The 20,667-nt window shown below is 71.6% G+C and carries 16 protein-coding genes; 11 read left to right on the forward strand and 5 right to left on the reverse strand.

Going from position 1 to position 20,667, the window contains the following annotated elements:
* Positions 1-107: 107 nt before the first annotated feature.
* Positions 108-1,133 (forward strand): Lrp/AsnC family transcriptional regulator, encoded by a 1,026-nt coding sequence (locus IH45_RS0116790; RefSeq protein WP_234440567.1) that lies wholly within the window; start codon positions 108-110, stop codon positions 1,131-1,133.
* 706 nt (positions 1,134-1,839) lie between these two features.
* Here the strand turns inward: IH45_RS0116790 and IH45_RS0116795 are convergent.
* Positions 1,840-3,156 carry a PucR family transcriptional regulator gene (locus IH45_RS0116795; RefSeq protein WP_030668127.1) on the reverse strand — a complete coding sequence of 439 codons (1,317 nt, stop codon included), beginning with the start codon at positions 3,154-3,156 and terminating at the stop codon, positions 1,840-1,842.
* Positions 3,157-3,422: 266 nt separating this feature from the next.
* Here IH45_RS0116795 and IH45_RS0116800 point away from each other — a divergent pair, with 266 nt between their 5' ends.
* Both IH45_RS0116800 and pruA read left to right on the forward strand, forming a co-directional pair.
* On the forward strand, positions 3,423-4,349 hold the full coding sequence (locus tag IH45_RS0116800) for a proline dehydrogenase family protein (RefSeq protein WP_030668129.1): 927 nt from the start codon (positions 3,423-3,425) through the stop codon (positions 4,347-4,349).
* A gap of 108 nt (positions 4,350-4,457) precedes the next feature.
* Entirely contained in the window at positions 4,458-6,089 is a 1,632-nt protein-coding gene (gene pruA / locus IH45_RS0116805; RefSeq protein WP_030668133.1) for an L-glutamate gamma-semialdehyde dehydrogenase, read from the forward strand.
* A gap of 69 nt (positions 6,090-6,158) precedes the next feature.
* Here pruA and IH45_RS0116810 read toward each other — a convergent pair whose 3' ends face one another.
* Positions 6,159-6,770: a Uma2 family endonuclease gene (locus tag IH45_RS0116810; RefSeq protein WP_032917615.1), complete on the reverse strand. Its 612-nt coding sequence runs from the start codon at positions 6,768-6,770 to the stop codon at positions 6,159-6,161.
* Positions 6,771-7,124: 354 nt separating this feature from the next.
* Here IH45_RS0116810 and IH45_RS1000000150625 point away from each other — a divergent pair, with 354 nt between their 5' ends.
* Entirely contained in the window at positions 7,125-7,256 is a 132-nt protein-coding gene (locus IH45_RS1000000150625; RefSeq protein WP_003985226.1) for a hypothetical protein, read from the forward strand.
* Positions 7,257-7,351: 95 nt separating this feature from the next.
* On the opposite strand, the gene IH45_RS0116820 is transcribed toward IH45_RS1000000150625, so the two are convergent.
* The gene (locus IH45_RS0116820) at positions 7,352-8,920 is read right to left on the reverse strand and encodes a purple acid phosphatase family protein (protein WP_030668138.1); all 1,569 of its coding nucleotides are present in this window, start codon (positions 8,918-8,920) and stop codon (positions 7,352-7,354) included.
* A 129-nt stretch (positions 8,921-9,049) separates the two neighbouring features.
* Between IH45_RS0116820 and IH45_RS0116825 the strand changes: the two genes are divergently transcribed.
* The 6 genes from IH45_RS0116825 to IH45_RS0116850 all read left to right on the forward strand — a co-directional run bounded on the left by IH45_RS0116825 (position 9,050) and on the right by IH45_RS0116850 (position 16,372).
* Entirely contained in the window at positions 9,050-10,090 is a 1,041-nt protein-coding gene (locus IH45_RS0116825; RefSeq protein ID WP_030668142.1) for a 3-isopropylmalate dehydrogenase, read from the forward strand.
* Positions 10,091-10,395: 305 nt separating this feature from the next.
* Entirely contained in the window at positions 10,396-11,481 is a 1,086-nt protein-coding gene (locus tag IH45_RS0116830; RefSeq protein ID WP_030668145.1) for a branched-chain amino acid aminotransferase, read from the forward strand.
* A 283-nt stretch (positions 11,482-11,764) separates the two neighbouring features.
* A complete protein-coding gene (locus tag IH45_RS0116835) occupies positions 11,765-12,820 on the forward strand; it encodes an agmatine deiminase family protein (RefSeq protein WP_030668148.1) in 1,056 nt (351 codons plus the stop codon).
* Between the two features lie 17 nt (positions 12,821-12,837).
* The gene (locus IH45_RS0116840; RefSeq protein ID WP_030668150.1) at positions 12,838-13,467 is read left to right on the forward strand and encodes a TetR/AcrR family transcriptional regulator; all 630 of its coding nucleotides are present in this window, start codon (positions 12,838-12,840) and stop codon (positions 13,465-13,467) included.
* Between the two features lie 183 nt (positions 13,468-13,650).
* Complete coding sequence (locus IH45_RS0116845; RefSeq protein ID WP_050514911.1) at positions 13,651-14,913, forward strand: TolB family protein; 1,263 nt, start codon at positions 13,651-13,653, stop codon at positions 14,911-14,913.
* Between the two features lie 136 nt (positions 14,914-15,049).
* Complete coding sequence (locus tag IH45_RS0116850) at positions 15,050-16,372, forward strand: MFS transporter (RefSeq protein WP_030668155.1); 1,323 nt, start codon at positions 15,050-15,052, stop codon at positions 16,370-16,372.
* Positions 16,373-16,402: 30 nt separating this feature from the next.
* Here the strand turns inward: IH45_RS0116850 and IH45_RS0116855 are convergent, their stop codons facing one another.
* Positions 16,403-17,320, reverse strand: a complete 918-nt coding sequence (locus IH45_RS0116855) for an AraC family transcriptional regulator (RefSeq protein WP_030668158.1) — start codon at positions 17,318-17,320, stop codon at positions 16,403-16,405.
* Between the two features lie 78 nt (positions 17,321-17,398).
* On the reverse strand, positions 17,399-18,307 hold the full coding sequence (locus IH45_RS0116860) for a zinc-binding dehydrogenase (RefSeq protein ID WP_030668161.1): 909 nt from the start codon (positions 18,305-18,307) through the stop codon (positions 17,399-17,401).
* 518 nt (positions 18,308-18,825) lie between these two features.
* Between IH45_RS0116860 and cimA the strand changes: the two genes are divergently transcribed.
* Complete coding sequence (gene cimA, locus IH45_RS0116865; RefSeq protein ID WP_030668166.1) at positions 18,826-20,436, forward strand: citramalate synthase; 1,611 nt, start codon at positions 18,826-18,828, stop codon at positions 20,434-20,436.
* The last annotated feature ends 231 nt before the right edge of the window (positions 20,437-20,667 follow it).

The following is a 20,667-nucleotide window of genomic DNA, read 5'->3' on the forward strand; positions in this document are numbered from 1 at the left end:
CACGGCCACGGCTTCGAAGCCGTGCGTGACGAGTGTGTGCGCCGGGTCGTCGCCGGAGCGAGCCGAAGGGGCCCGGCCGTAGGATTCCTCCCATGCCAGGTGCATCCGTGTCTGAATCCGTCACCGTGCAGCCGGATGATGTGCGCATCATTCGCGCACTGCAGATTGCTCCGCGGGCTTCCTTCGCCACGATGGCGTCCGTGCTCGGCCTCACCGAGAGCGCCGTGAACCGCCGGTACCGGCGCCTGCGCGCCGATGGCGTCCTCCGCGTCGCCGGTACGGTCAACCCGGGGGCGCTGGGACAGAGCAGGTGGCTGGTACGTCTGCGCTGCCGCCCCGGCAGCGTCACAGCGATCGCCGACGCGCTCGCCAAGCGCGACGACGTCAACTGGGTCGCCCTGAGCGCGGCGGGCTGCGAAGTCACCTGCGCGACCCAGTCACGGACGCGGGAGCAGCGGGAGAACCTGCTCGGCCGGCGGCTTCCGCGCACCGCGGCGGTGCTCGACATCAACGCCTTCGCGATGCTCCGCCAGTTCATGGGAGGCCGCGGCCACTACTGGGCCGCCCTGCACGGCGTGCTGTCCCCGGAGGAGGAAGCCGCGCTGGGGAGCGACGGTCCGCCCTTCACCGAATCCCCGGTGGTCACTCGCGATCCCGCGCACCTCACCCCTGAGGACGAGAAGATCCTCGACGGCCTCGCGGCAGACGGGCGTGCCAGTCTCGTGGACCTCGCCGCGGCGGCGGACTCCACTCCGGGGCGGGTGTCACGCCGCCTCAGCGCCCTGCTCCAGCGCCGCATCGCCCACATCGACGTCGAGATCTCCGCGGCCGCCCTGGGCTATCACGCTCGGGCGAACCTGTGGCTGCGGGTACATCCGTCGGCGGTCAAGACCGTCGGACGCACGCTTGCGCGGGAACCCGAGATCGCCTTCGTCGCGGCCATCTCCGGACCCCACAACATCCACGCCGTTGCCCACTGCCGGGACCTGGACGAACTGTTCGAGTTCACGTCCGATCGCATCGGCGGCTTGGCCGGCCTGCAGAGCATGGAGGTCTCACCGGTGCTTCAGCACATCAAGCAGGCGGGCACGCTGCTGTCCGGCGATCGCCTCATCGAGCCGTCACACGGGTGACCGCGACCTGCCGCAGGACACTGCGGGGAAGCGGCGGACCGGGCTCGCCCGGCCGGTTCCGGACGGTACGACGGCCCGTCCGGCCGTCCGGTCCGTGTGCGACCGCGCCGGTCAACCGGCCGATAGCGTTCGGTATTTGACCGTTGGCCACTTGTCCGGACGCGCCGTCAGGTTCTAGGCTCGCCGTACGGGACCAGGCAGCAGCTGCCGCCGGGCCCGGATCTCCCAGACCCAGAGGTCGCCGAGCAGTTCCCACCCATGATCGGCCGGAGATCCGCGCCACGCAGCGAACGAAGCGACTCCGGCCCCGCCCTTCCCGGCCTGTCCAGCCAGGGGCCCTCCCGCGCGCCCCCGGCCCACCAGGAAGGGCGGAAACTGCCGGGTGAGGGGGAAGAGGAGCCCCGTCGCCCGGTAGCCGGTCGCCGCCGGTTCCGGTTCTTCTCCCGGCGGCGGCCGCACCTTTCTCGGGCAGCCCGTCTCCCGTCGGATTCCCGGGTGCCCGCAGACTCACATCGTGCGTCCGGACCCGCCGCCTGTCCAGTACTCAACAACCCGTATTCGCGTGCGGACCGCCCGGCGCGGAGGCTGTGCGCGCCCGGGGCGCCCGGCGCGGTCCACGGCGCCGCCCCCTCGTCCACCGGGGCGGGGCGCCCCCGGCACATGCCGCCGTCACCTCACCGCGATCGGCGCAGGCCGCCGCCACACCTCACAACCGCGCCGTCTTCAGGGCCATGTGCAGCAGCAGCCGGTCCCCGCCCTCGTCCAGGTCCAGACCGGTCAGCTTCTCGACCCGGCCGAGCCGGTAGTAGAGCGTCTGACGGTGGATGCCGAGCACCTGGGCGGCGCGGCCCGCCTGGCCCGCGCAGTCGAGGAACACCTCGGCGGTACGGGCGAGTTCGCTGTGCGCGGGCGTCAGCAGGGGGCGGACGGTCGCGTCCGGTTCCGCTGACGGCAGGCCGGTCAGCAGCCGGTACGAGCCGATCGCGTCCCAGGCGGCCACCGGCCCCAGCCGCGGCTCGGCGCGCGCGGCCCGCGCCGCGGCGAGCGCCTCGTGCCAGGCGGTGGGCAATCCGGCCAACTCCCGTACGGGCGTACCGAGCCCGGCGGCAACCGGCAACGTACGGGAACCGGATCCGGACGGCGCCAGGCCGCCGCCCGCGCGCGGGGAGCGCAGCAGGTGTTCGGCCACCGTATGGGCCGCGGCGAGGGAGGACGGCGAGCGCAGCCGTACGAGAGCCGCCAGGGAAGGGGCGTCGGCGGTCGCGCGCGGCGGTGGGGCGGGAGCGGCGCGGCGGGCCGCGGGGGCGGACGAGGCGGCGGACAGGGCCGGGCGCGGGGCCTCGGCACCGTCCGCCGGCCCGTTCGCGGCAGGCAGCGCGCAGGCGGCGAGCAGCCCCGGCAGGTTGGGCAGCGGCGCCTGATCGGCTTCCGGGACGTCCCACGGTGTCACCGCCACCACCATCAGGGGCGCGTCCGCGGCGGAGCGCAGCCCGTCGCGCAGTGCCGCCGCGGCGGCGGACCGTTCCCCGGGCCGCGACAGCAGCAGCGCGCGCAGCAGGTCGCCCAGCTCGGCGCCCGCGCGCGCCTCCGCCGCCAGCAGGGCGCCGATGCCCGCGGCCGACTCCATCGCCTGCTCGATCCGCGGGTCCGGCGGTGTCCCGCCGCCGCCCAGCTCCAGGTCGGTCAGGTGGCCGTCGTCCAGCAGCCAGACGTAGCCGTGGACGATGCCGCGGTGGCGTACGGGCAGGCAGATGCGGCCCTTGAAGACCCCGGCCGCCGGGTCGGGCGGGATGCGCAGCGCCGTCGTCGCGCGGGCGATGCCGAACGCCTCGAACCAGGCCCGTACGGCCGCCGTCGAGCGGCGCTGGAGGATCGACCGGGTCCGTACCGGGTCCATGACCAGGTCGTCGTCGCCTTCGTGGGCGCCGAAGGCGATCAGCCCGAAATCTCGGTCCTCAAGGGTGGCCGGTGCGCCGAGGGCAGCCGAGATCTCGTCCACGAGCTGTTGGTAATCGCCCCGCATGCGCCGCGCGGCTCCTTTCCGGTCGCACCCCGGGGCGGTACGCCGCCGGGGTCCGTGCGGTCACCGGTGGACGCGTGTCCACCGGTGCCGTTGTGGTCATCCCCCATTCTCATACATATGTCTGAGATCCCGGCCACGAAGGCCAGACAGCTGTCGATGGCCGGGAAGTAGCGAGATCCTTAAGTTTCAGGTGGCTCATTTCGCCGTCGCGCCCGCCTGCCAGGCGCCCGCCCGGCATTTGTCATCTTGAATCGTGGAGGTGCCCCGTGCTGGGTCCCGTGCTTCTCGCAGCAGCCCGCAGCGACAGCATCCGCCGTATCGTTTCGGCCGCTCCGGTCACCCGCCCGGTCGTGGACCGTTTCGTGGCCGGCGAGCGGCTGGACGCGTCCATGGCCGCCGTCCGGTCCCTGGCGGACCGCGGTATGGAGGTCACCCTCGACCACCTCGGCGAGGACATCACCGACCCGGCCGAGGCGCTGCGCAACCGCGACGCCTACCTCCAGCTGACCGCCGCCCTCAAGGACCTGGACCTCGGCGAGCGCGCGGAGATGTCGGTCAAGCTCTCCGCCTTCGGGCAGGCGCTGCCCGGCGGCCACGACCTGGCGCTGAAGAACGTCACCCCGGTCGTCGAGGCCGCCGCCGAGGCCGGCACCACGGTCACCCTGGACATGGAGGACCACACCACGGTCGACTCCACCCTGGCGATCCTCCGCGAGCTGCGCGCCCGCTTCCCGCAGACCGGCGCGGTGGTCCAGTCGTACCTGTTCCGCACCGAGGACGACTGCCACGCGCTGGCCGGGGAAGGCTCCCGCGTGCGCCTGGTCAAGGGCGCCTACAAGGAACCCGCGACGGTCGCGTTCCAGGACAAGCGGGAGGTCGACAAGGCGTATGTACGCTGCCTGAAGATCCTGATGGCGGGCAAGGGCTACCCGATGATCGGGTCGCACGACCCGCGGATGGTGGCGATAGGCCAGGAGCTGGCCCGCCGCTTCGGCCGCAAGCCCGCCGAGTTCGAATTCCAGATGCTCTACGGCATCCGCGAGAGCGAGCAGCAGCGCCTGGTCGCCGAGGGCCACCGGATGCGTGTTTACATCCCGTACGGCACCGACTGGTACGGCTACTTCATGCGACGCCTCGCGGAGCGGCCCGCCAACCTCGCGTTCTTCCTGCGCTCGCTCGTCACCAAGGGCTGAGCCAGGCGTCCGGCCCGCGGCCGGACCCCACGCGCCGGGCCGCCGCCGCGGCCGGGCGCCCCACAACTTGACGCACCCGCACACCCCCGACCGAAGGAGACGGCCGACATGGACGCCGTGACCCACGTCCCCGCCCCGTACAACGAGCCGGTGCACGGCTACGCCCCCGGTTCCCCCGAGCGGGCGCGCCTGGAGGCCAAGCTCAAGGAGCTGGCCGAGAACCCCATCGAGCTGCCGATGACCATCAACGGCGAGAAGCGGATGGGCGGCGGCGAGCGCTTCGACGTCGTACAGCCGCACAACCACAAGTCGGTCATCGGCACCTACGCCAACGCCACCCGCCAGGACGCCCAAAACGCCATCGACGCCGCCCTGGCCGCCGCCCCGGCGTGGCGCGCCATGTCCTTCGACGACCGCGCCGCGATCCTGCTCAAGGCCGCGGACCTGCTGTCCGGCCCGTGGCGCGAGACGATCGCCGCCTCCACGATGCTCGGCCAGTCCAAGACCGCCCAGCAGGCCGAGATCGACGCGCCCTGCGAGCTGGTGGACTTCTGGCGCTTCAACGTCCACTTCGCGCGGGAGCTGCTCCAGGAGCAGCCGCCCATCCAGCCGAACGGTGTCTGGAACCGCCTGGACCACCGCCCGCTGGAGGGCTTCGTCTACGCGATCACGCCCTTCAACTTCACCGCCATCGCCGGCAACCTGCCGACCGCGCCCGCCCTCATGGGCAACGTCGTGGTCTGGAAGCCGTCCCCGACGCAGACCCACTCCGCGATCCTGCTCATGCAGCTCCTGGAGGAGGCCGGCCTGCCCAAGGGCGTCATCAACCTGGTGACCGGTGACGGCAAGGAGGTCTCCGAGGTCGCGCTGCCGCACCCGGAGCTGGCCGGCGTCCACTTCACCGGCTCCACCGCGACCTTCCAGTACCTGTGGAAGGCGGTCGGCGAGAACATCACCAACTACCGCTCCTACCCGCGCCTGGTCGGCGAGACCGGCGGCAAGGACTTCATCGTCGCCCACCCGACCGCCGACCCGGCGATCCTGAAGACCGCCATCACCCGTGGCGCCTTCGAGTACCAGGGCCAGAAGTGCTCCGCGGCCTCCCGTGCCTACATCGCCCGCTCCCTGTGGGAGGGCGGCTTCAAGGACGACCTGGTCGCCGAGGTCGAGGGCCTGACCATGGGTGACGTCACCGACCTGTCGAACTTCATCGGCGCCGTCATCGACGACCGCTCCTTCGCCAAGAACAAGGCCGCGATCGACCGCGCCAAGGAGGACCCGACCTGCGAGATCGTCGCGGGCGGCACGTACGACGACTCGGTGGGCTACTTCGTGCGCCCGACCGTGATCGCCTGCTCCGACCCGGAGAACGAGGTCTTCAAGACCGAGTACTTCGGCCCGGTCATCGCCGTCCACGTCTACGAGGACGCCGACTTCGACGCGATGCTGGAGCAGATGGAGTCCGCCTCGGCATACGCCCTGACCGGCGCCGTCCTCGCCCAGGACCGCCAGGTCCTCGTCGAGGCCTCGGAGAAGCTGCGCTTCGCGGCCGGCAACTTCTACCTCAACGACCGCCCCACCGGCTCCATCGTCGGCCAGCAGCCCTTCGGCGGCGGCCGCGCCTCCGGCACCAACGACAAGGCCGGCTCCAAGTTCAACCTCATCCGCTGGATGTCCCCCCGCGCCATCAAGGAAACGATGGTCGCGCCGACGGACTACCGCTACCCGCACATGGGCTGAGCTGTAGCCCCGTAGTACGCCGACGGCCCGGCGCCCCCTTGGTGGGGGTGCCGGGCCGTCCGCGTGGGGTCAGGTGGCGTCGCGTGGGGCGCCGGTGATCGAGGCGTCGATGACGAAGCCCTTGGCGGGGCCTTCGGGAATGGCGATATCGGTGCCGTAGGGGACGCGGTGTTCGGCGGCGTAGGCGGCATCGGCGGGGCGCGGAGCGGTGAGCACGGTGACGGTGCCACGCAAGTCGTGGTCATCGATGAGCACGTACACGGGGATACCGGCGCGGGCGTAGGCGCGGCGCTTGCGGATACGGTCGCGCGCGATGGCGTCCTGGCCCGGGGCGACCACCTCGGCGATCACGGGCACGGCGGACGCACGTATGCCGACGTCGTGGGTGTCGTCCTCATCGGCGTCCCTGAGCGCGATCAGGACGTCCGGGATCCAGACGCTGTGGCGGTGTACCACGTACATGCACTGGTAGGGCACGTACAGGCTGCCGGCCAGGTGCCCGCTGAGCGCATCGCGGAGCCTGTTGGCTGTCCGGGCCTGCACGAGGAGCCCTGTCCGCCACACCTCGATGAACCCCTCGATGATCTCCGCGCGAAAGCCTTCGTGAATCTCCAGGGCCTCCCACGCCTGCCAAAGGGCCTGATCGAGCTCCGGGGGACCGCCGGGGTCGAGCACCGTCACGACGTGGCTCCTCCTTACGTCCGGGCGCCCCCGGGCCCCGGGGCACGAGCGACGCCCACCACGCTACGGACCCGCGTCCCCGACCTCCGCCCGACCTCGAACAATCACCCGATCGTGCACCTCAGGCCATCGCCCGTCTCAAATAGTAGGAAGCCCAAGTAATTGTGCAGACAGCACGGCCTCGCTGGCTTAGCGTTGTAGAAGCTGAACGTTCCGCTCGATCGAGCGGTGGCGGGTGCGGCCCGGCCGTGTGGGCAGGTGATCCCTGTCGTGCCGAGGCCCCCGCGCTTTTCGGCCGTTTCCGGAAGGACGCTTCCGTTTCACTTCTCGGGGCTTTGGCATTGGAGGCGCATCATGACCAAGACCGCTGTCCGCAGGATCCGGCACTCCGCCCGCGCGACCAACGAGGCCGACCGCAAGAACGCCGCCGCCGCGCTCCAGCGGGCGCTCGACCGCCGGGACAACGGCGGCTCGACCGGGCACTGAGCCCGGCCGTCCGGTGAGCGGGCGTGCGGCGCGCGGTGCGCGCGGGCACGCCCGTTCCGGTGCGCTCGGCGGCTTCTGTGGGGCTTCTGTTCCGCTCAGCGGCGCCGGGTGACCTCGAAGCGGTCGATGCTCTCACCGGACTCGGCGAGCGCGGTGACCTTCATCCGCGGCCGGTGGCCCGGCAGGACCTCGACGGCGATGAAGGAGTAGCCGGTGTAGCGCACCCGCGACCACTGCACCGTCTCCTTGACCTTCTCCCGGCCCTTGGCCCAGTGGTAGGTGTCCACGTGGTCGAGGTCCTTGACGTGGCCCTCGTAGCTGTCCGGCACCGGGAAGTCGTAGAGCGACTTGCCCGCGCCGCCGGCCGTCACGTACACGATGCCCTCCCGCGCGGAGTCCACCGTCTCGCCGATCGGCACCTTCTTCGAGACCCGGCCGCCCTTGATCGCGTCGGTCCGCTCGTAGACGTGGTTGTGTCCGTTGACCACCAGGTCCACCTGGTGCTTCTCGAACAGCGGCAGCCACGCATCGCGCACCCCGCCCTCCGAGGCGTGCGAGTTGGTGGTGGAGAAGGCGCAGTGGTGGAAGAAGACCACGATGAAGTCGATCCCCCGGGTGGCGCGCAGCTCGCCGAGTCTGCGGTCCAGCCACTTCGTCTGCCTGCCGCCGGTCACGCCGAGGTTGGCGGGGATCTCGTACGACACGTCGTTGGCGTCGAGCGCGACGACGGCGACGTTCCCGTACGTGAAGGAGTAGACGCCCGGCGCGCTCTTCGCGTCCGGCCCGTTGCCCGGCAGGGTCCAGCGCGCGTCCTGGCCGCCGTACCCGTTGGGGGAGTACCACGCCTCCATGTCGTGGTTGCCGGTCGTCACCATCCACGGCACGGTCTTGGCCACCGACTCGGTCTGCGCCAGGAACTGGTCCCACTGGCGCGCGTCGTAGGTGTCGTGGTCGGTGCCGCTGCCGTCCGGATCGGCGTAGCAGATGTCGCCCGCGTGCAGGTGGAAGGACGGGTTCTGGCCCAGGATGAGCTGATCGTTGGCGAGCGCGTGGTAGCTGACGCCCTGGTCGCCGAAGGCGGTGAAGACGAACCGCTCGGGCCGGGCCGGGGCGGTGCGGAAGGTGCCGAGGGTGCCGAAGTGGCGGGCGTCGGCGGGGTCGAAGCCGTCGTGGCCGACGCCGTAGTAGTACGTGGTGCCGGGCCGCAGCCCGTCCAGCGCCGCGTGCAGGTAGTACTGGTCCACCGCGGGCAGCTTCTTGCTCAGCGGCGGTGTGTGCAGGTGGCGTACCTCGGCCTGGATCTTCCGGCTCAGGTCCCACGGCCGCAGTCCCACGCGCAGGAACGGCCGCTTGACCGCGAACGGCACCTGCCACGAGACGCGCATCTGGTGCCGGGGGTCCGCGCCGAAGGCCAGGTGCCGGCCGAACGGCGCGACCAGCGAGCCGTGCACGGCGCCGGTGGCGGGGGAGGAGAGCAGGGTGGGGGAGGCGGCGGCCTGGGCGGGGGCGGCCAGCAGCCCGCCGCCCGCGACGGCGCCCGCCGTGGCGGCGGAGGTGCGCAGCAGTCCGCGGCGGGTCAGTTTCGTCCGGAGGTACTCGTGCTGCTCTGGCATGCTCAGGCGGCTCGCCAGCGGTTCGGGGATGCCCACGCGTGGTGTGTCCATGCTGCGCAACGTCGCATCGCCGTCCGACGAATGGAAGCACTCCGGGTGAACGGCGGGTGACCGGCTCCCCATGTGTCCGTATCCCGGACAGCACGTGTCAAGCAATGGGACGAAGAGTAGGGTCCACCCATGTCTCGCAGCATTCGCCTCGCAGTGATCCCCGGTGACGGTATCGGCCAGGAGGTCGTGGCCCAAGGACTGAAGGTCCTCGGTGCGGTCCTCCCGCAGGACGTCAAGCTGGAAACCAAGGAGTACGATCTCGGCGCCCGGCGGTGGCACGCCACCGGCGAGACGCTGCCGGACGCGGATCTGGAGTCCCTCAAGGGGCACGACGCGATCCTGCTCGGCGCGATCGGCGACCCGTCCGTGCCCTCCGGCGTCCTGGAGCGCGGCCTGCTCCTGAAGCTGCGCTTCGCCTTCGACCACTACGTCAACCTGCGCCCCTCCAAACTCTTCCCGAACACCGCGACGCCGCTCGCCGGCCGCCCCGACATCGATTTCGTCGTCGTCCGCGAGGGCACCGAGGGCCCGTACACGGGCAACGGCGGCAGCCTGCGCACCGGCACCCCGCACGAGGTCGCCACCGAGGTCAGTCTGAACACCGCGTACGGCGTGGAGCGGGTGGTCCGGGACGCGTACGAGCGGGCCGCCGCCCGGCCGCGCAAGAAGCTGACGCTGGTCCACAAGAACAACGTCCTGGTGCACGCCGGGCACATGTGGAAGAAGATCTTCGACAAGGTGGGCGAGGAGTACCCCGGGGTCACCACCGACTATCTGCACGTGGACGCCGCGACGATCTTCTTCGTCACCCAGCCCGAGCGGTTCGACGTGATCGTCACCGACAACCTTTTCGGCGACATCCTCACCGACCTCGCCGCCGCCGTGACCGGCGGCATCGGCCTGGCCGCCTCCGGCAACATCAACCCCACCGGCGCCTTCCCGTCCATGTTCGAGCCGGTGCACGGCTCGGCGCCGGACATCGCGGGCACCGGCAAGGCCGACCCGACGGCCACCGTGCTGTCCGTCGCCCTCCTCCTGCGCCACCTCGGTCACGACGCCGAGGCGGCCCGTATCGAAGCCGCCGTCGCCGCCGACCTCGAAGCCCGCGGCACGGCCCCCCGTACCACCGGCGAGATCGGCGACGCGCTCGCCTCCCGCGTGGCGGGCTGAGCGCCCGGCCCGACGAGCGGCCGGCCGCCGACAGCGCCGGGGCCCACCGCCCCGGCGCTGTCACCCATGCCCGCGACTGTGCTACCGCCGGGTTGAATGCGACCATCGACCCCTGGCATGCGCACACGGGTCCGGTTCCGGAGCCGCGGCGTCCCGGTCCTCCACAGCACGGCGTTTCCTCCCCGGCGACACGGGAGCGATAATCGAACGTGGAGCCGCCGTACGAGGGGAGTACCGGACGTCCTGTAACGGCAAGGAGTTCGTGAGCGCGGCCCCACAACCTCACCGGTGAAGGACACGCACTCATGACGACGCCCACGATCGAGCTCAAGCCCTCCGCCCACCCGCTGTCCGATGCGGAGCGGGAGAAGATCCTGGCCAGCCCCGGCTTCGGCCGGTACTTCACCGATCACATGGTGACGATCCGGTGGACGGAGGGCCGCGGCTGGCACGACGCCCAGCTGGTGCCGTACGCGCCGCTGTCCATGGACCCGGCCAACATGACGCTGCACTACGCGCAGACGATCTTCGAGGGCCTCAAGGCGTACCGCCAGCCCGACGGCACCGTCGCCACTTTCCGCCCGGACGCCAACGCCCGCCGCTTCCAGGCCTCCGCCCGCCGCCTGGGCATGCCGGAGCTGCCCGTCGATACCTTCATCGAGGCGTGCGACGCGCTGGTCCGGCAGGACAAGAACTGGGTGCCGGCCACCGGTGAGGAATCGCTCTACCTGCGCCCCTTCATGATCGCTAGCGAGGTCGGCCTGGGCGTCCGGCCGGCCAACGAATACCTGTTCATCATCATTGCCTCGCCCGCCGGCGCCTACTTCACCGGCGGCGTCAAGCCGGTCTCGGTCTGGCTGTCCCAGGAGTACGTGCGCGCCGTGCGCGGGGGCACCGGCGCCGCCAAGACCGGCGGCAACTACGCCGCCTCCCTCGTCGCCCAGGCCCAGGCCGCCCAGCACGGCTGCGACCAGGTCGTCTGGCTGGACGCGATCGAGCGCCGCTGGATCGAGGAAATGGGCGGCATGAACCTGTACTTCGTGTACGGCAACAAGATCGTCACCCCGGAACTCTCCGGTTCCCTCCTCCCCGGCATCACCCGCGACTCCCTCCTGAAGATCGCCACCGACCTCGGCCACGAGGCGGCCGAGGGCCGCATCTCCGTCGAGGACTGGAAGGCCGCCACCGAGGACGGATCCCTGACCGAGGTCTTCGCCTGCGGCACCGCCGCCGTCATCACCCCCGTCGGCTCGGTCAAGTCCGAGGCCGCCTCCTGGACGGTCGGCGACGGCAAGCCCGGCGAGGTCACCATGAAGCTCCGCAAGGCCCTCCTGGACCTCCAGACGGGCGCGACGCCGGACACGCACGGCTGGATGCACCAGCTCGGCTGATTCCCGAGCCCCATCCCACCTCACCGAACGGCCGCCCGGCGCTTGCCGGGGGGCCGTTCGGCGTTTTGTCGGGGCGGTCGGTGCTCCCGGGGTGCGCGGTTCCGGACGCCCGGCTCTGTACGGCTTTGAGTGCTGCTCTAACTCCTCGATGACCGCGCGGCAGTCAAGCCCTTGTGGCCAGGGGTAGGCCTGATTAGAGTGCTGCACTAAAGCGTTCCCAGTCGACGCTACTCACACACGCGGGGCGGCCCGGACGGGGGCCGCCCCGCTCCCGGAGGACCCCATGACCACCACCCCCGCCGCCGACGGCTTCCGCATGCCCGCCGAGTGGGCTCCGCACGAGCGCACCTGGATGGCCTGGCCGGGGCCGAACGCGACCTTCGGGGGCGAGGGTGGCGAGGAACTGGAGCGGGCCCGGCGGGTGTGGGCGGGGGTGGCGCGGGCCGTGCGGCGGTTCGAGGCGGTCACCGTGGTGGCGGATCCCGGGCAGGCGGATCGGGCGCGGCCGTTGCTCGGGGCGGGGATCGAGGTGGTCGAGCGGGCGCTGGATGATGCGTGGATGCGGGATATCGGGCCGACGTTCCTGGTCGGCGGGCCGGGGCAACTGGGCGCTGTGGACTGGGTGTTCAACGGGTGGGGTGCGCAGGACTGGGCTCGCTGGGAGCGGGATGCGGAGATCGGCGGGTACGTGGGCGGGCTGGCCGGGGCCCGTACGTACCGCTCGTCGCTGGTGAATGAAGGCGGCGGGCTGCATGTGGACGGCGAGGGGACGGTGCTGCTGACGGAGACCGTGCAGCTCGACCCCGGGCGTAACCCCGGCCGTACCCGGGAGGAGGCCGAGGCGGAGGTTCATGCCTGCCTCGGCACCACGAAGGCGATCTGGCTGCCGCGCGGGCTGACCGCCGACTACGGACGGTTCGGGACCCGCGGGCACGTGGACATCGTCGCGGCGTTCGCCCGCCCCGGCGTCGTCGTCGCGCACACCCAGCCCGACCCGGCCCACCCCGATCACGCGGTGTGCGCCGAGATCGTCAGGCTGCTGCGCGCCTCGACGGACGCGCGCGGCCGGCGCCTGGAGGTGGTCGAGGTGCCCGCGCCGACCGTGGTGGAGGTGGACGGTGAGCCGGTGGATTACTCGTACATCAACCACTACCTGTGCAACGGCGGTGTGGTGCTGTGCGCCTTCGGCGACCCGCGCGACGAGGAGGCCGCCGCGATCTTTCGGCGGCTGTTCCCGGAGCGGACGGTCACGCTCGTCGACGCCCGTACGATCTTTGCAGCGGGTGGCGGCATCCACTGCATCACCCAGCAGCAGCCCAAGGTGGGCGCAGCAGTCTGACGTTACCGGAGGTTTCCGTGTCCGGACCGGTCCGCCGACCCCGGCGGCGGCTCGCCCAGCCCCGCGAGCAGGTTCTCGCCGCGGCGATGACCACCATCGCCGAAGCGGGCCTGGACCGGCTGACCATGGCCGGGCTCGGCCGCGAGGTCGGTATGAGCAGCGGGCACATCCTCTACTACTTCGGTACGAAGGATGAACTGCTGCTCCAGACCTTGCAGTGGAGCGAGGAGCAGTTGGGAGCCCGGCGGCGGGCCGCGCTCGCGCGCCGTGTCCCGGCGCGCGAGCGGCTGGACGCGCTGGTGGGGCTGTACCTGCCCGAAGGGCGCAGGGATCCGCGCTGGACGCTGTGGCTGGAGGTGTGGAACCGCTCGCAGAACGCGGACGACAAGGCCCGCGAGCGCCAGCTCGACCTGGAACTGGCCTGGCACCGCGATCTGGTGGCGCTCCTGGCCGAGGGCGCCTCGAAGGGTGAGCTGCGGGCGGTGGACGCGGAGCGCTTCGCCACCCGTACGCGCGCGCTGCTGGACGGCTTCGGCACGCACCTCGTCGTCGGCCTGCCGGGGCTGGACCGGGAGCAGGTGCTGCGGCACGTGGCGGAGTTCCTGGACGAGGCGCTGACGCCGGCGGAGGCCGCGAACGCGCCTTGATGGCCGGGCTGTGCGGACGCCTCGACTCCCGACGGGTTGGATGCCCCAACTCCCGGCCGGCTGCAAGCCCCAACTCCCGACTGGTTGTACGGAAAAGAGCGCATTGACCCTGTCGCCGGAGATGCGGTTGTATCCCCTCGCGCTCCGGCGCAGGGCCGGAGGCGGGTGTTTCCGGGGGGAAGCATGGGCGTGGACACGGGTACGGGCAGCGGCAGACGTACGGTGACGGGCGCCGTTGTGGCCGCCGTGCTGGTGGGGGCGGTGGCGGCCGGCGGCCCGCCCGCGGCGGCGGGTGGCCAGGGGCCGCGCACCGAGCGGGTGAACACCGCCCCCGACGGCTCCGAGGCGGTCGGCGGCGGCTCGTTCAACGCCGCGATCAGCGCCGACGGCCGGTACGTCGCCTTCGACTCGGAGGCCGACAACCTCGTGCCGGGCGACGACAACGACGGCACCCTCGTCCGCGACGTCTTCCTGCGCGACCGCCGCACCGGCACCACCCGCCGCCTCAACGCCCCGCTCGGCCACGGCAACGCCGACTTCGCCACGATCAGCGCCAATGGCCGGTACGTGGCTTTCAACGCCGAGACGGGCGGGCAGTACCACGTCTACGTCTACGAGATCCGCACCGGCCGCCTGGAACGCGCCGACCTGGACATGGACGCGGGCTTCACCGGCGGCGAGGCGCCCGCGCTCAGCGCCGACGGCCGCTACGTCGCCTACGTCGGCAGGCAGACCACCGTCCCGCCGGAGAAGGAGGAGATGAGCCGGATCTACGTACGCGACCGCCGGACCGGGACGACGCGCCGGGCCAGCCGGGTCCCCACCAAGGAGGGACGCGGCTACGACTCCACGCGGATCAGCGCCGACGGCGGCAAGGTCGTATACCGGGAGCGCAGCCGCCGCGGCGGCGGCCCCGGCGGCGAACGCGACTGGGCCGACATCTACCTCGCCGACCTGCGCACCGGCGAGCAGCGGCAGATCGACACCACCGCCGACGGGCTGCCCGCCACCTCGGGCTCCACCGACCCGCTGATCAGCGCCGACGGCCGCACCGTCGCCTTCAACTCCTCCGCGAAGAACATCGTGCCGGTGCCGGACGAGGCGCGCTCGTACGTCTTCGTACGGGACCTGCGCACCGGCGCGGTCCGGCGGGTGGACGGCGTCAACGGCAACCAGTACGCCGACGCCGACGCGATCGGCCCGGACGGCCGACGGCTGCTGCTGCACTCCTACGGCGTCGAGTACGGGCTGTACGTCAAGGACCTGAAGACCGGGAAGGACACCCTGGTCAGCCCCGGCACCGACGGCAAGCCCAGGGCGGCCACCGCCGGGCCCGACGGGATGACGGCGGACGGCCGCAAGGTCGTCTTCGAGTCGCACCTCGACGACCTGGTCGCCGGAGACACCAACTACGAGACCGATGTGTTCCTGCGGCACACCCGCTGAGGGCGACGGCCACCCCGCGCGACCCCGCTGGCGCCTCCTCGCGCAGGTCGGGCGCATACTCCGCAGGTAACGAAGCGTGATCGGTGCCCGCCGCACCCTTGCCGCGGCGGGTACCGGTCGGCGACCGTGATCGGTCATGGGACGAGAGCAGTGGAAGAAGATCTGGGTCGGCTCGGCCGGCAACATGGTCGAGTGGTTCGACTGGTTCGTGTACGCCAGCTTCGCGGTGTACTTCGCCGACTCCTTCTTCCCGAAGGGGAACGACACCGCCAACCTCATGAACACCATGGGGATCTTCGCGGTCGGCTTCTTCATGCGGCCGGTGGGCGGCTGGCTGCTCGGCCGGGTCGGTGACCGCAAGGGCCGCAAGGCCGCGCTGACCCTCACCGTCACCCTGATGTCCGCCTCCGCCGTCCTCATCGCCGTCGCGCCGACCTACGCGGTGGCCGGCTACGGCGGCGTCGCGGTGCTGCTCATCGCCCGCATGCTGCAAGGGCTCTCGGTCGGCGGCGAGTACGCGGCCAGCGCCACGTACCTGACGGAGGCGTCCGCGCCCGGCCGCCGCGGCTTCGCCTCCAGCTTCCAGTACGTGTCCATGACCGCCGGCCAGCTCCTCGGACTCGGCCTGCAGATCATCCTGCAGCGCACCATGTCCGAGGACGCCCTGCACAGCTGGGCCTGGCGCATCCCGTTCATCATCGGCGCGCTCGGCGCCGCCATCGTCTTCTACCTGCGGCGCAACATGCTGGAGACGGAGGTGTACGCGCAGGACGACAGCGCGCACAGCGACCCGGCGCGCGGCACGATCAAGGCGCTGTGGGCGCACAAGCGCGAGGCGTTCCTCGTCATCGCGCTCACCATGGGCGGCACCGTCGCGTACTACACGTACACGACCTACCTCACCAAGTACCTGTCCGGCACCGCCGGCCTGGCCAAGCCCACCGCCTCGCTGGTCAGCTTCTGCGCGCTGTTCGTCTTCATGTGCATCCAGCCGCTGGCGGGCAGGCTCTCCGACCGGATCGGCCGCCGCCCGCTGCTGATCACCTTCGCCGTCGGCTCGACCTTCCTGACCGTGCCGATCATGACGCTGCTCAAGCACGCCGGCAGCTTCTGGCCCGCGCTCGGCCTCTCGCTGCTGGCCCTGCTCGTCGTCACCGGCTACACCTCGATCAACGCCTGCGTGAAGGCCGAACTCTTCCCCACCGGCATCCGCGCCCTCGGCGTCGCCCTCCCGTACGCCATCGCCAACGCCCTCTTCGGCGGCACCGCCGAATACGTGGCCCTCTGGTTCAAGAAGGGCGGCATCGAATCCGGCTACTACTGGTACGTGGCGGGCTGCGCGGCCGTCTCGCTGATCGTCTACGTCACGATGCGCGAGACCAGGACCATCGACCTCCACCGGGTGAAGCAGCCGGAGGGGGACCCGGCTCCGGCCAGGACCAGCCCCTCCGGCGTTTGAGAAGTGAGGCCGGTGATCGCCTGCGGGCGATCACTCGCGAGATCGAGAACGGTACTCGCCCGGGGCCATGCCGTGAGCGCGTCTGAAGGCGCGGCTGAAAGCGTGCGGAGAGCCGTATCCGACCGCGCCGGAGATCGACTCGACCGGCTCATCGGTATCGCGGAGCCGGACGGACGCCAGGTCGATGCGCCACTGGGTCACGTACGCGCCCGGAGTCTGTCCGAGGGCTGACCGGAAACGCCTGGACAGTGTCGCCCGGGAGACGCTCGTCGCGGTGGCCAGGGTCTCCGTGGTCCAGGGGTGTGCCGGTTGGGCGTGGACGCATGCCAGGGCGTCGCGCACGACCGGATCACGCATCGCTCCCAGCCATGAGCCGGACCGCTCCTGCGGGTGGCGGGCCAGCCAGGCGCGTACGAACTGGACGAGCAGGAGGTCGACGATGCTGTTGACGGCGGCGGTGGTGCCGATCTGCGGCTGTGCGAGCTCGGCAGCGAGAAGTTCGACGGTCCTTCCGAGCTGCGCGTTCTCCCGGGCCGTGACGTGCATCGGCCGGGCGAGGGAGGTGAGCACCGGTGTGCGCACCTCCGGGTCCTGCTCGTAGTGCAGGACGATCACTTCGGTCTGCACCGGCGCCGAGCCCAGTCGCAGGGCTCGGCCATCGCCGAAAGACCGGGCCGCCGCCGCACGGTCGCAGGAACCCATCGCCACGCCGGCGCCGCCGGCTATCCCGTGCGCGGTGCCCGGCGGCACCAGGACGGCGTCTCCGGCCTGCACCTGAAGGGGCTTCGCGCCGGTGACGTGGAGCCACATGGTGCCGCGGGACACCACGTGCAGTGCCGCTCCTGGCGAGGAGTCCAGCCACAGGCCCCAGGTTCCCCCGGCCTTCAGCACGACCCCGAGCGCCCCACGCGCACCCGAAACACGCAAGACCTCCGCCAGCACATCCATGGGTCCATCCTCGTCCACCGCCGCGAACCGCCCACCGGCGGGCGACGGCCGACGACGCGTGCGTCCTCGTCCACCGCGTCAGGCCACGTCAAGAACGATCTTTCCGTGCACCTTCCGCGCGAACAGCGCCCGGACGGCGTCGTCCACGTCCCGCCAGTCGCCGCGCCGTCCGACCGGCGCCGAGAGCCTCCCGGCGGCCATGAGGCCCAGCAGGTCCGTCAGCTCCTCGCCGGTCGGCGTCATGTCGCCGTAGGTGGCGATGCTGCGGGGTTCGCCGAAGCCGAACAAGGTCCCTGACGGGAAGGTGGTTTCCTGCCCCGAGGAGTAGCCGACCGGGTGGAGGGTGCCGCCCTCGGCGAGGGAATTCCACGCCTGGGCCATCAGCGGCCCGCCGACCGTGTCCAGGACGAGGTGGAACCGGTCCGTGGTCCCGGCCAGGTCGGTCAGGACCGTGTCGGCGCCGAGTTCACGGAGTCCGGCGGCCCGCTCCGGCGAACCGACGAGTGCCGTCACCCGGGCGCCCGCCAGCGCCGCCAGCTGGACGGCGAAGTGCCCCACGCCCCCGCTGGCGCCGGTGATCAGAACGTTGCGTGCCAGCAGGGAACGTTTGCGCAGCACCCGCAGTGCGGTGACTCCGGCGATCCCCAGCGCGGCGGCGTCGGCCAGGTCCACGCCCTCGGGGACGGTGCCGAGGGAGGCGGGGCTGACCGCCATCCGCTCCGCCCACGCGTGGGGAGCCATGCCCACTGCGACGCGCGTGCCTTCGGGCGGCCCCGAGCCGTCGGATGCGGCGCGCACCACGATGCCGGCCGCGTCGTGACCGTGCACAGCGCCGGCCGGCCACTGCTGTACGTAGTTCAGCTCTCCGAAGTTGAGACCGATGTGCCGTATCTCCACCAACGCCTCACCGGCGGACGGTACGGGCTCATCGACATCGGCGAACCGGATGGGTCCGGCCGCACTGTGATCGACCACAAGGGCGCGCATAAGGGACGTGTTTCCTTCTCTCGTGGAGGTGCCTGAACGCTCGGCACGGCGACAGGCGGCAGTGCGCACATGCCGCACTGCCGCCTTCTTGGAACCCTTTCGCAGGGCCGGGACAGCGACCAGCTCCGTGAGAATCAATCAGTTGACGATCTGTGTCAGTGCGACTCGCGGCGCGTCGAGCCCTGCCCCCGACCGGTGGCTGACGCCGTGGGCCACCCCCGGCGGCCCGAACTGTGAGACACCCGGCCGCCCCACGGGAACCTGTGGCAAACTGAGGCCCGTGCCCTCCCTCGCCATGATTATCGGCAGCAGGCGCGCCGGTCCGCAGTGACCGCCCCGTACGTACCGAGTACGGCGCGGTCGCCGTCGTCCCAGACCCGCGCGCAGACCTCTCGCATCCGCGAGGGGTCTTTTCGTTTCCGGCCCACCCGTCGCCGGCGGCGGAGCGCGAGGGACCACGAGGGGGCGGTGGATCCGGTTTTCCGGAAAACCGAGACCCGACAGGAGCCTTGAGCAGCATGACGGACGCACCCGAACCCGCGTTGTCCGACGCCTTCCACGTCTTCGACACCACGCTGCGCGACGGCGCGCAGCGTGAGGGCATCAACCTGACCGTCGCCGACAAGCTGACCATCGCCCGGCACCTGGACGACTACGGCGTGGGCTTCATCGAGGGCGGCTGGCCCGGCGCCAATCCCCGGGACACCGAGTTCTTCCAGCGGGCCCGCGCGGAGATCGACTTCCGGCACGCCCGGCTGGTCGCCTTCGGCGCCACCCGCAAGGCGGGCGTGCGGGTCGAGGACGACCCGCAGGTCACGGCCCTGCTGGAGTCCGAGGCACCGGTCGTCACCCTGGTCGCCAAGTCGCACGTACGGCATGTGGAACTGGCGCTGCGCACCACCCCGGAGGAGAACCTCGCGATGGTGCGGGACACCGTCGCGTACCTGCGCGAGCAGGGCCGCCGGGTCTTCCTGGACTGTGAGCACTTCTTCGACGGGTACGCCCTCGACGCGGACTACGCCAAGCAGGTCGTACGGACCGCGAGCGAGGCCGGCGCCGACGTGGTCGTGCTGTGCGACACCAACGGCGGCATGCTCCCCGCGCAGGTCTCGGCCGTCGTCCGGACGGTGCTGGCGGACACCGGGGCGCGCCTGGGCATCCACGCGCAGGACGACACCGGCTGCGCGGTCGCCAACACCCTCGCCGCCGTGGACGCGGGCGCCACGCACGTGCAGTGCACCGCCAACGGCTACGGCGAGCGGGTCGGCAACTCCAACCTCTTCCCGGTCGTGGCCGCCCTGGAGCTGAAGTACGGGCGCCGGGTGCTGCCCGCGGGGAAGCTGGCCGAGACCACCCGCATCTCGCACGCCATCGCCGAGGTCGTCAACCTCACGCCCTCCACGCATCAGCCGTACGTCGGCGTCTCGGCCTTCGCGCACAAGGCCGGGCTGCACGCCTCCGCGATCAAGGTCGATCCGGATCTGTACCAGCACATCGACCCGGCGCTGGTCGGCAACAGCATGCGGATGCTGGTCTCCGACATGGCGGGGCGCGCCTCCATCGAGCTCAAGGGCAAGGAGCTGGGCTTCGACCTGAGCGGCGACCGGGAGCTGGTCGGCCGGGTCGTGGCGCGGGTCAAGGAGCGCGAGCTGGCCGGGTACACGTACGAGGCCGCCGACGCCTCGTTCGAGCTGCTGCTGCGCGAGGAGGCGGAGGGTCGGCCGCGCCGGTACTTCGAGGTGGAGTCCTGGCGGGCGATCGTCGAGGACCGGCCGGACGGCACGCACGCCAACGAGGCGACCGTGAAGCTGTGGGCCAAGGGCGAGCGGCTGGTGGCCACCGCCGAGGGCAACGGCCCGGTGCACGCGCTGGACCGGGCGCTGCGGGTGGCGCTGGAGCGGATCTACCCGCAGCTGGCCGGGCTGGAGCTGGTGGACTACAAGGTCCGCATCCTGGAGGGCCGGCTGGGCACCGGTTCGACCACCCGCGTCCTGGTGTCCACCAGCGACGGGCAGGGGGAGTGGTCCACGGTCGGCGTCGCGGAGAACGTCATCGCGGCGTCCTGGCAGGCGCTGGACGACGCGTACGCGTACGGGCTGATGCGGGCGGGCGTCGAGCCGCAGGAGTAGCCGCCGGACGCGGGATGTGACCGCGGCCCCGCACCGCTCCTTGGGGGAGGAGCCGGTGCGGGGCCGCGGTGTTCCCGGGCGGCGAGGGCCGCCGGACGAGCTTAACGGCAGCTAGTTCGAGATTCAACTACCAACTGGCGGGGGAGTGATGCGGTGGCCGCCGGGGCGTCGCCCGGTCGGGCCGGCACGGGCATTGCAGGCGTACGCCCGCCGTGCTAAACCGTCGGGCAC

The organism is Streptomyces rimosus subsp. rimosus (assembly GCF_000720725.1).
In the GTDB taxonomy this organism is placed as follows: Bacteria; Actinomycetota; Actinomycetes; order Streptomycetales; family Streptomycetaceae; genus Streptomyces; species Streptomyces rimosus_A.

Coding starts and splice junctions, on each gene's coding strand:
- IH45_RS0116860 (WP_030668161.1), bottom strand. CDS start 18,307: ATGCGCGCCCTTGTGGTCGATCACAGTGCGGCCGGACCCATCCGGTTC.
- IH45_RS0116835 (WP_030668148.1), top strand. CDS start 11,765: ATGACCACCACCCCCGCCGCCGACGGCTTCCGCATGCCCGCCGAGTGG.
- pruA (WP_030668133.1), top strand. CDS start 4,458: ATGGACGCCGTGACCCACGTCCCCGCCCCGTACAACGAGCCGGTGCAC.
- IH45_RS0116845 (WP_050514911.1), top strand. CDS start 13,651: ATGGGCGTGGACACGGGTACGGGCAGCGGCAGACGTACGGTGACGGGC.
- cimA (WP_030668166.1), top strand. CDS start 18,826: ATGACGGACGCACCCGAACCCGCGTTGTCCGACGCCTTCCACGTCTTC.
- IH45_RS0116825 (WP_030668142.1), top strand. CDS start 9,050: ATGTCTCGCAGCATTCGCCTCGCAGTGATCCCCGGTGACGGTATCGGC.
- IH45_RS0116820 (WP_030668138.1), bottom strand. CDS start 8,920: ATGGACACACCACGCGTGGGCATCCCCGAACCGCTGGCGAGCCGCCTG.
- IH45_RS0116855 (WP_030668158.1), bottom strand. CDS start 17,320: ATGGATGTGCTGGCGGAGGTCTTGCGTGTTTCGGGTGCGCGTGGGGCG.
- IH45_RS1000000150625 (WP_003985226.1), top strand. CDS start 7,125: ATGACCAAGACCGCTGTCCGCAGGATCCGGCACTCCGCCCGCGCGACC.
- IH45_RS0116795 (WP_030668127.1), bottom strand. CDS start 3,156: ATGCGGGGCGATTACCAACAGCTCGTGGACGAGATCTCGGCTGCCCTC.
- IH45_RS0116830 (WP_030668145.1), top strand. CDS start 10,396: ATGACGACGCCCACGATCGAGCTCAAGCCCTCCGCCCACCCGCTGTCC.
- IH45_RS0116850 (WP_030668155.1), top strand. CDS start 15,050: ATGGGACGAGAGCAGTGGAAGAAGATCTGGGTCGGCTCGGCCGGCAAC.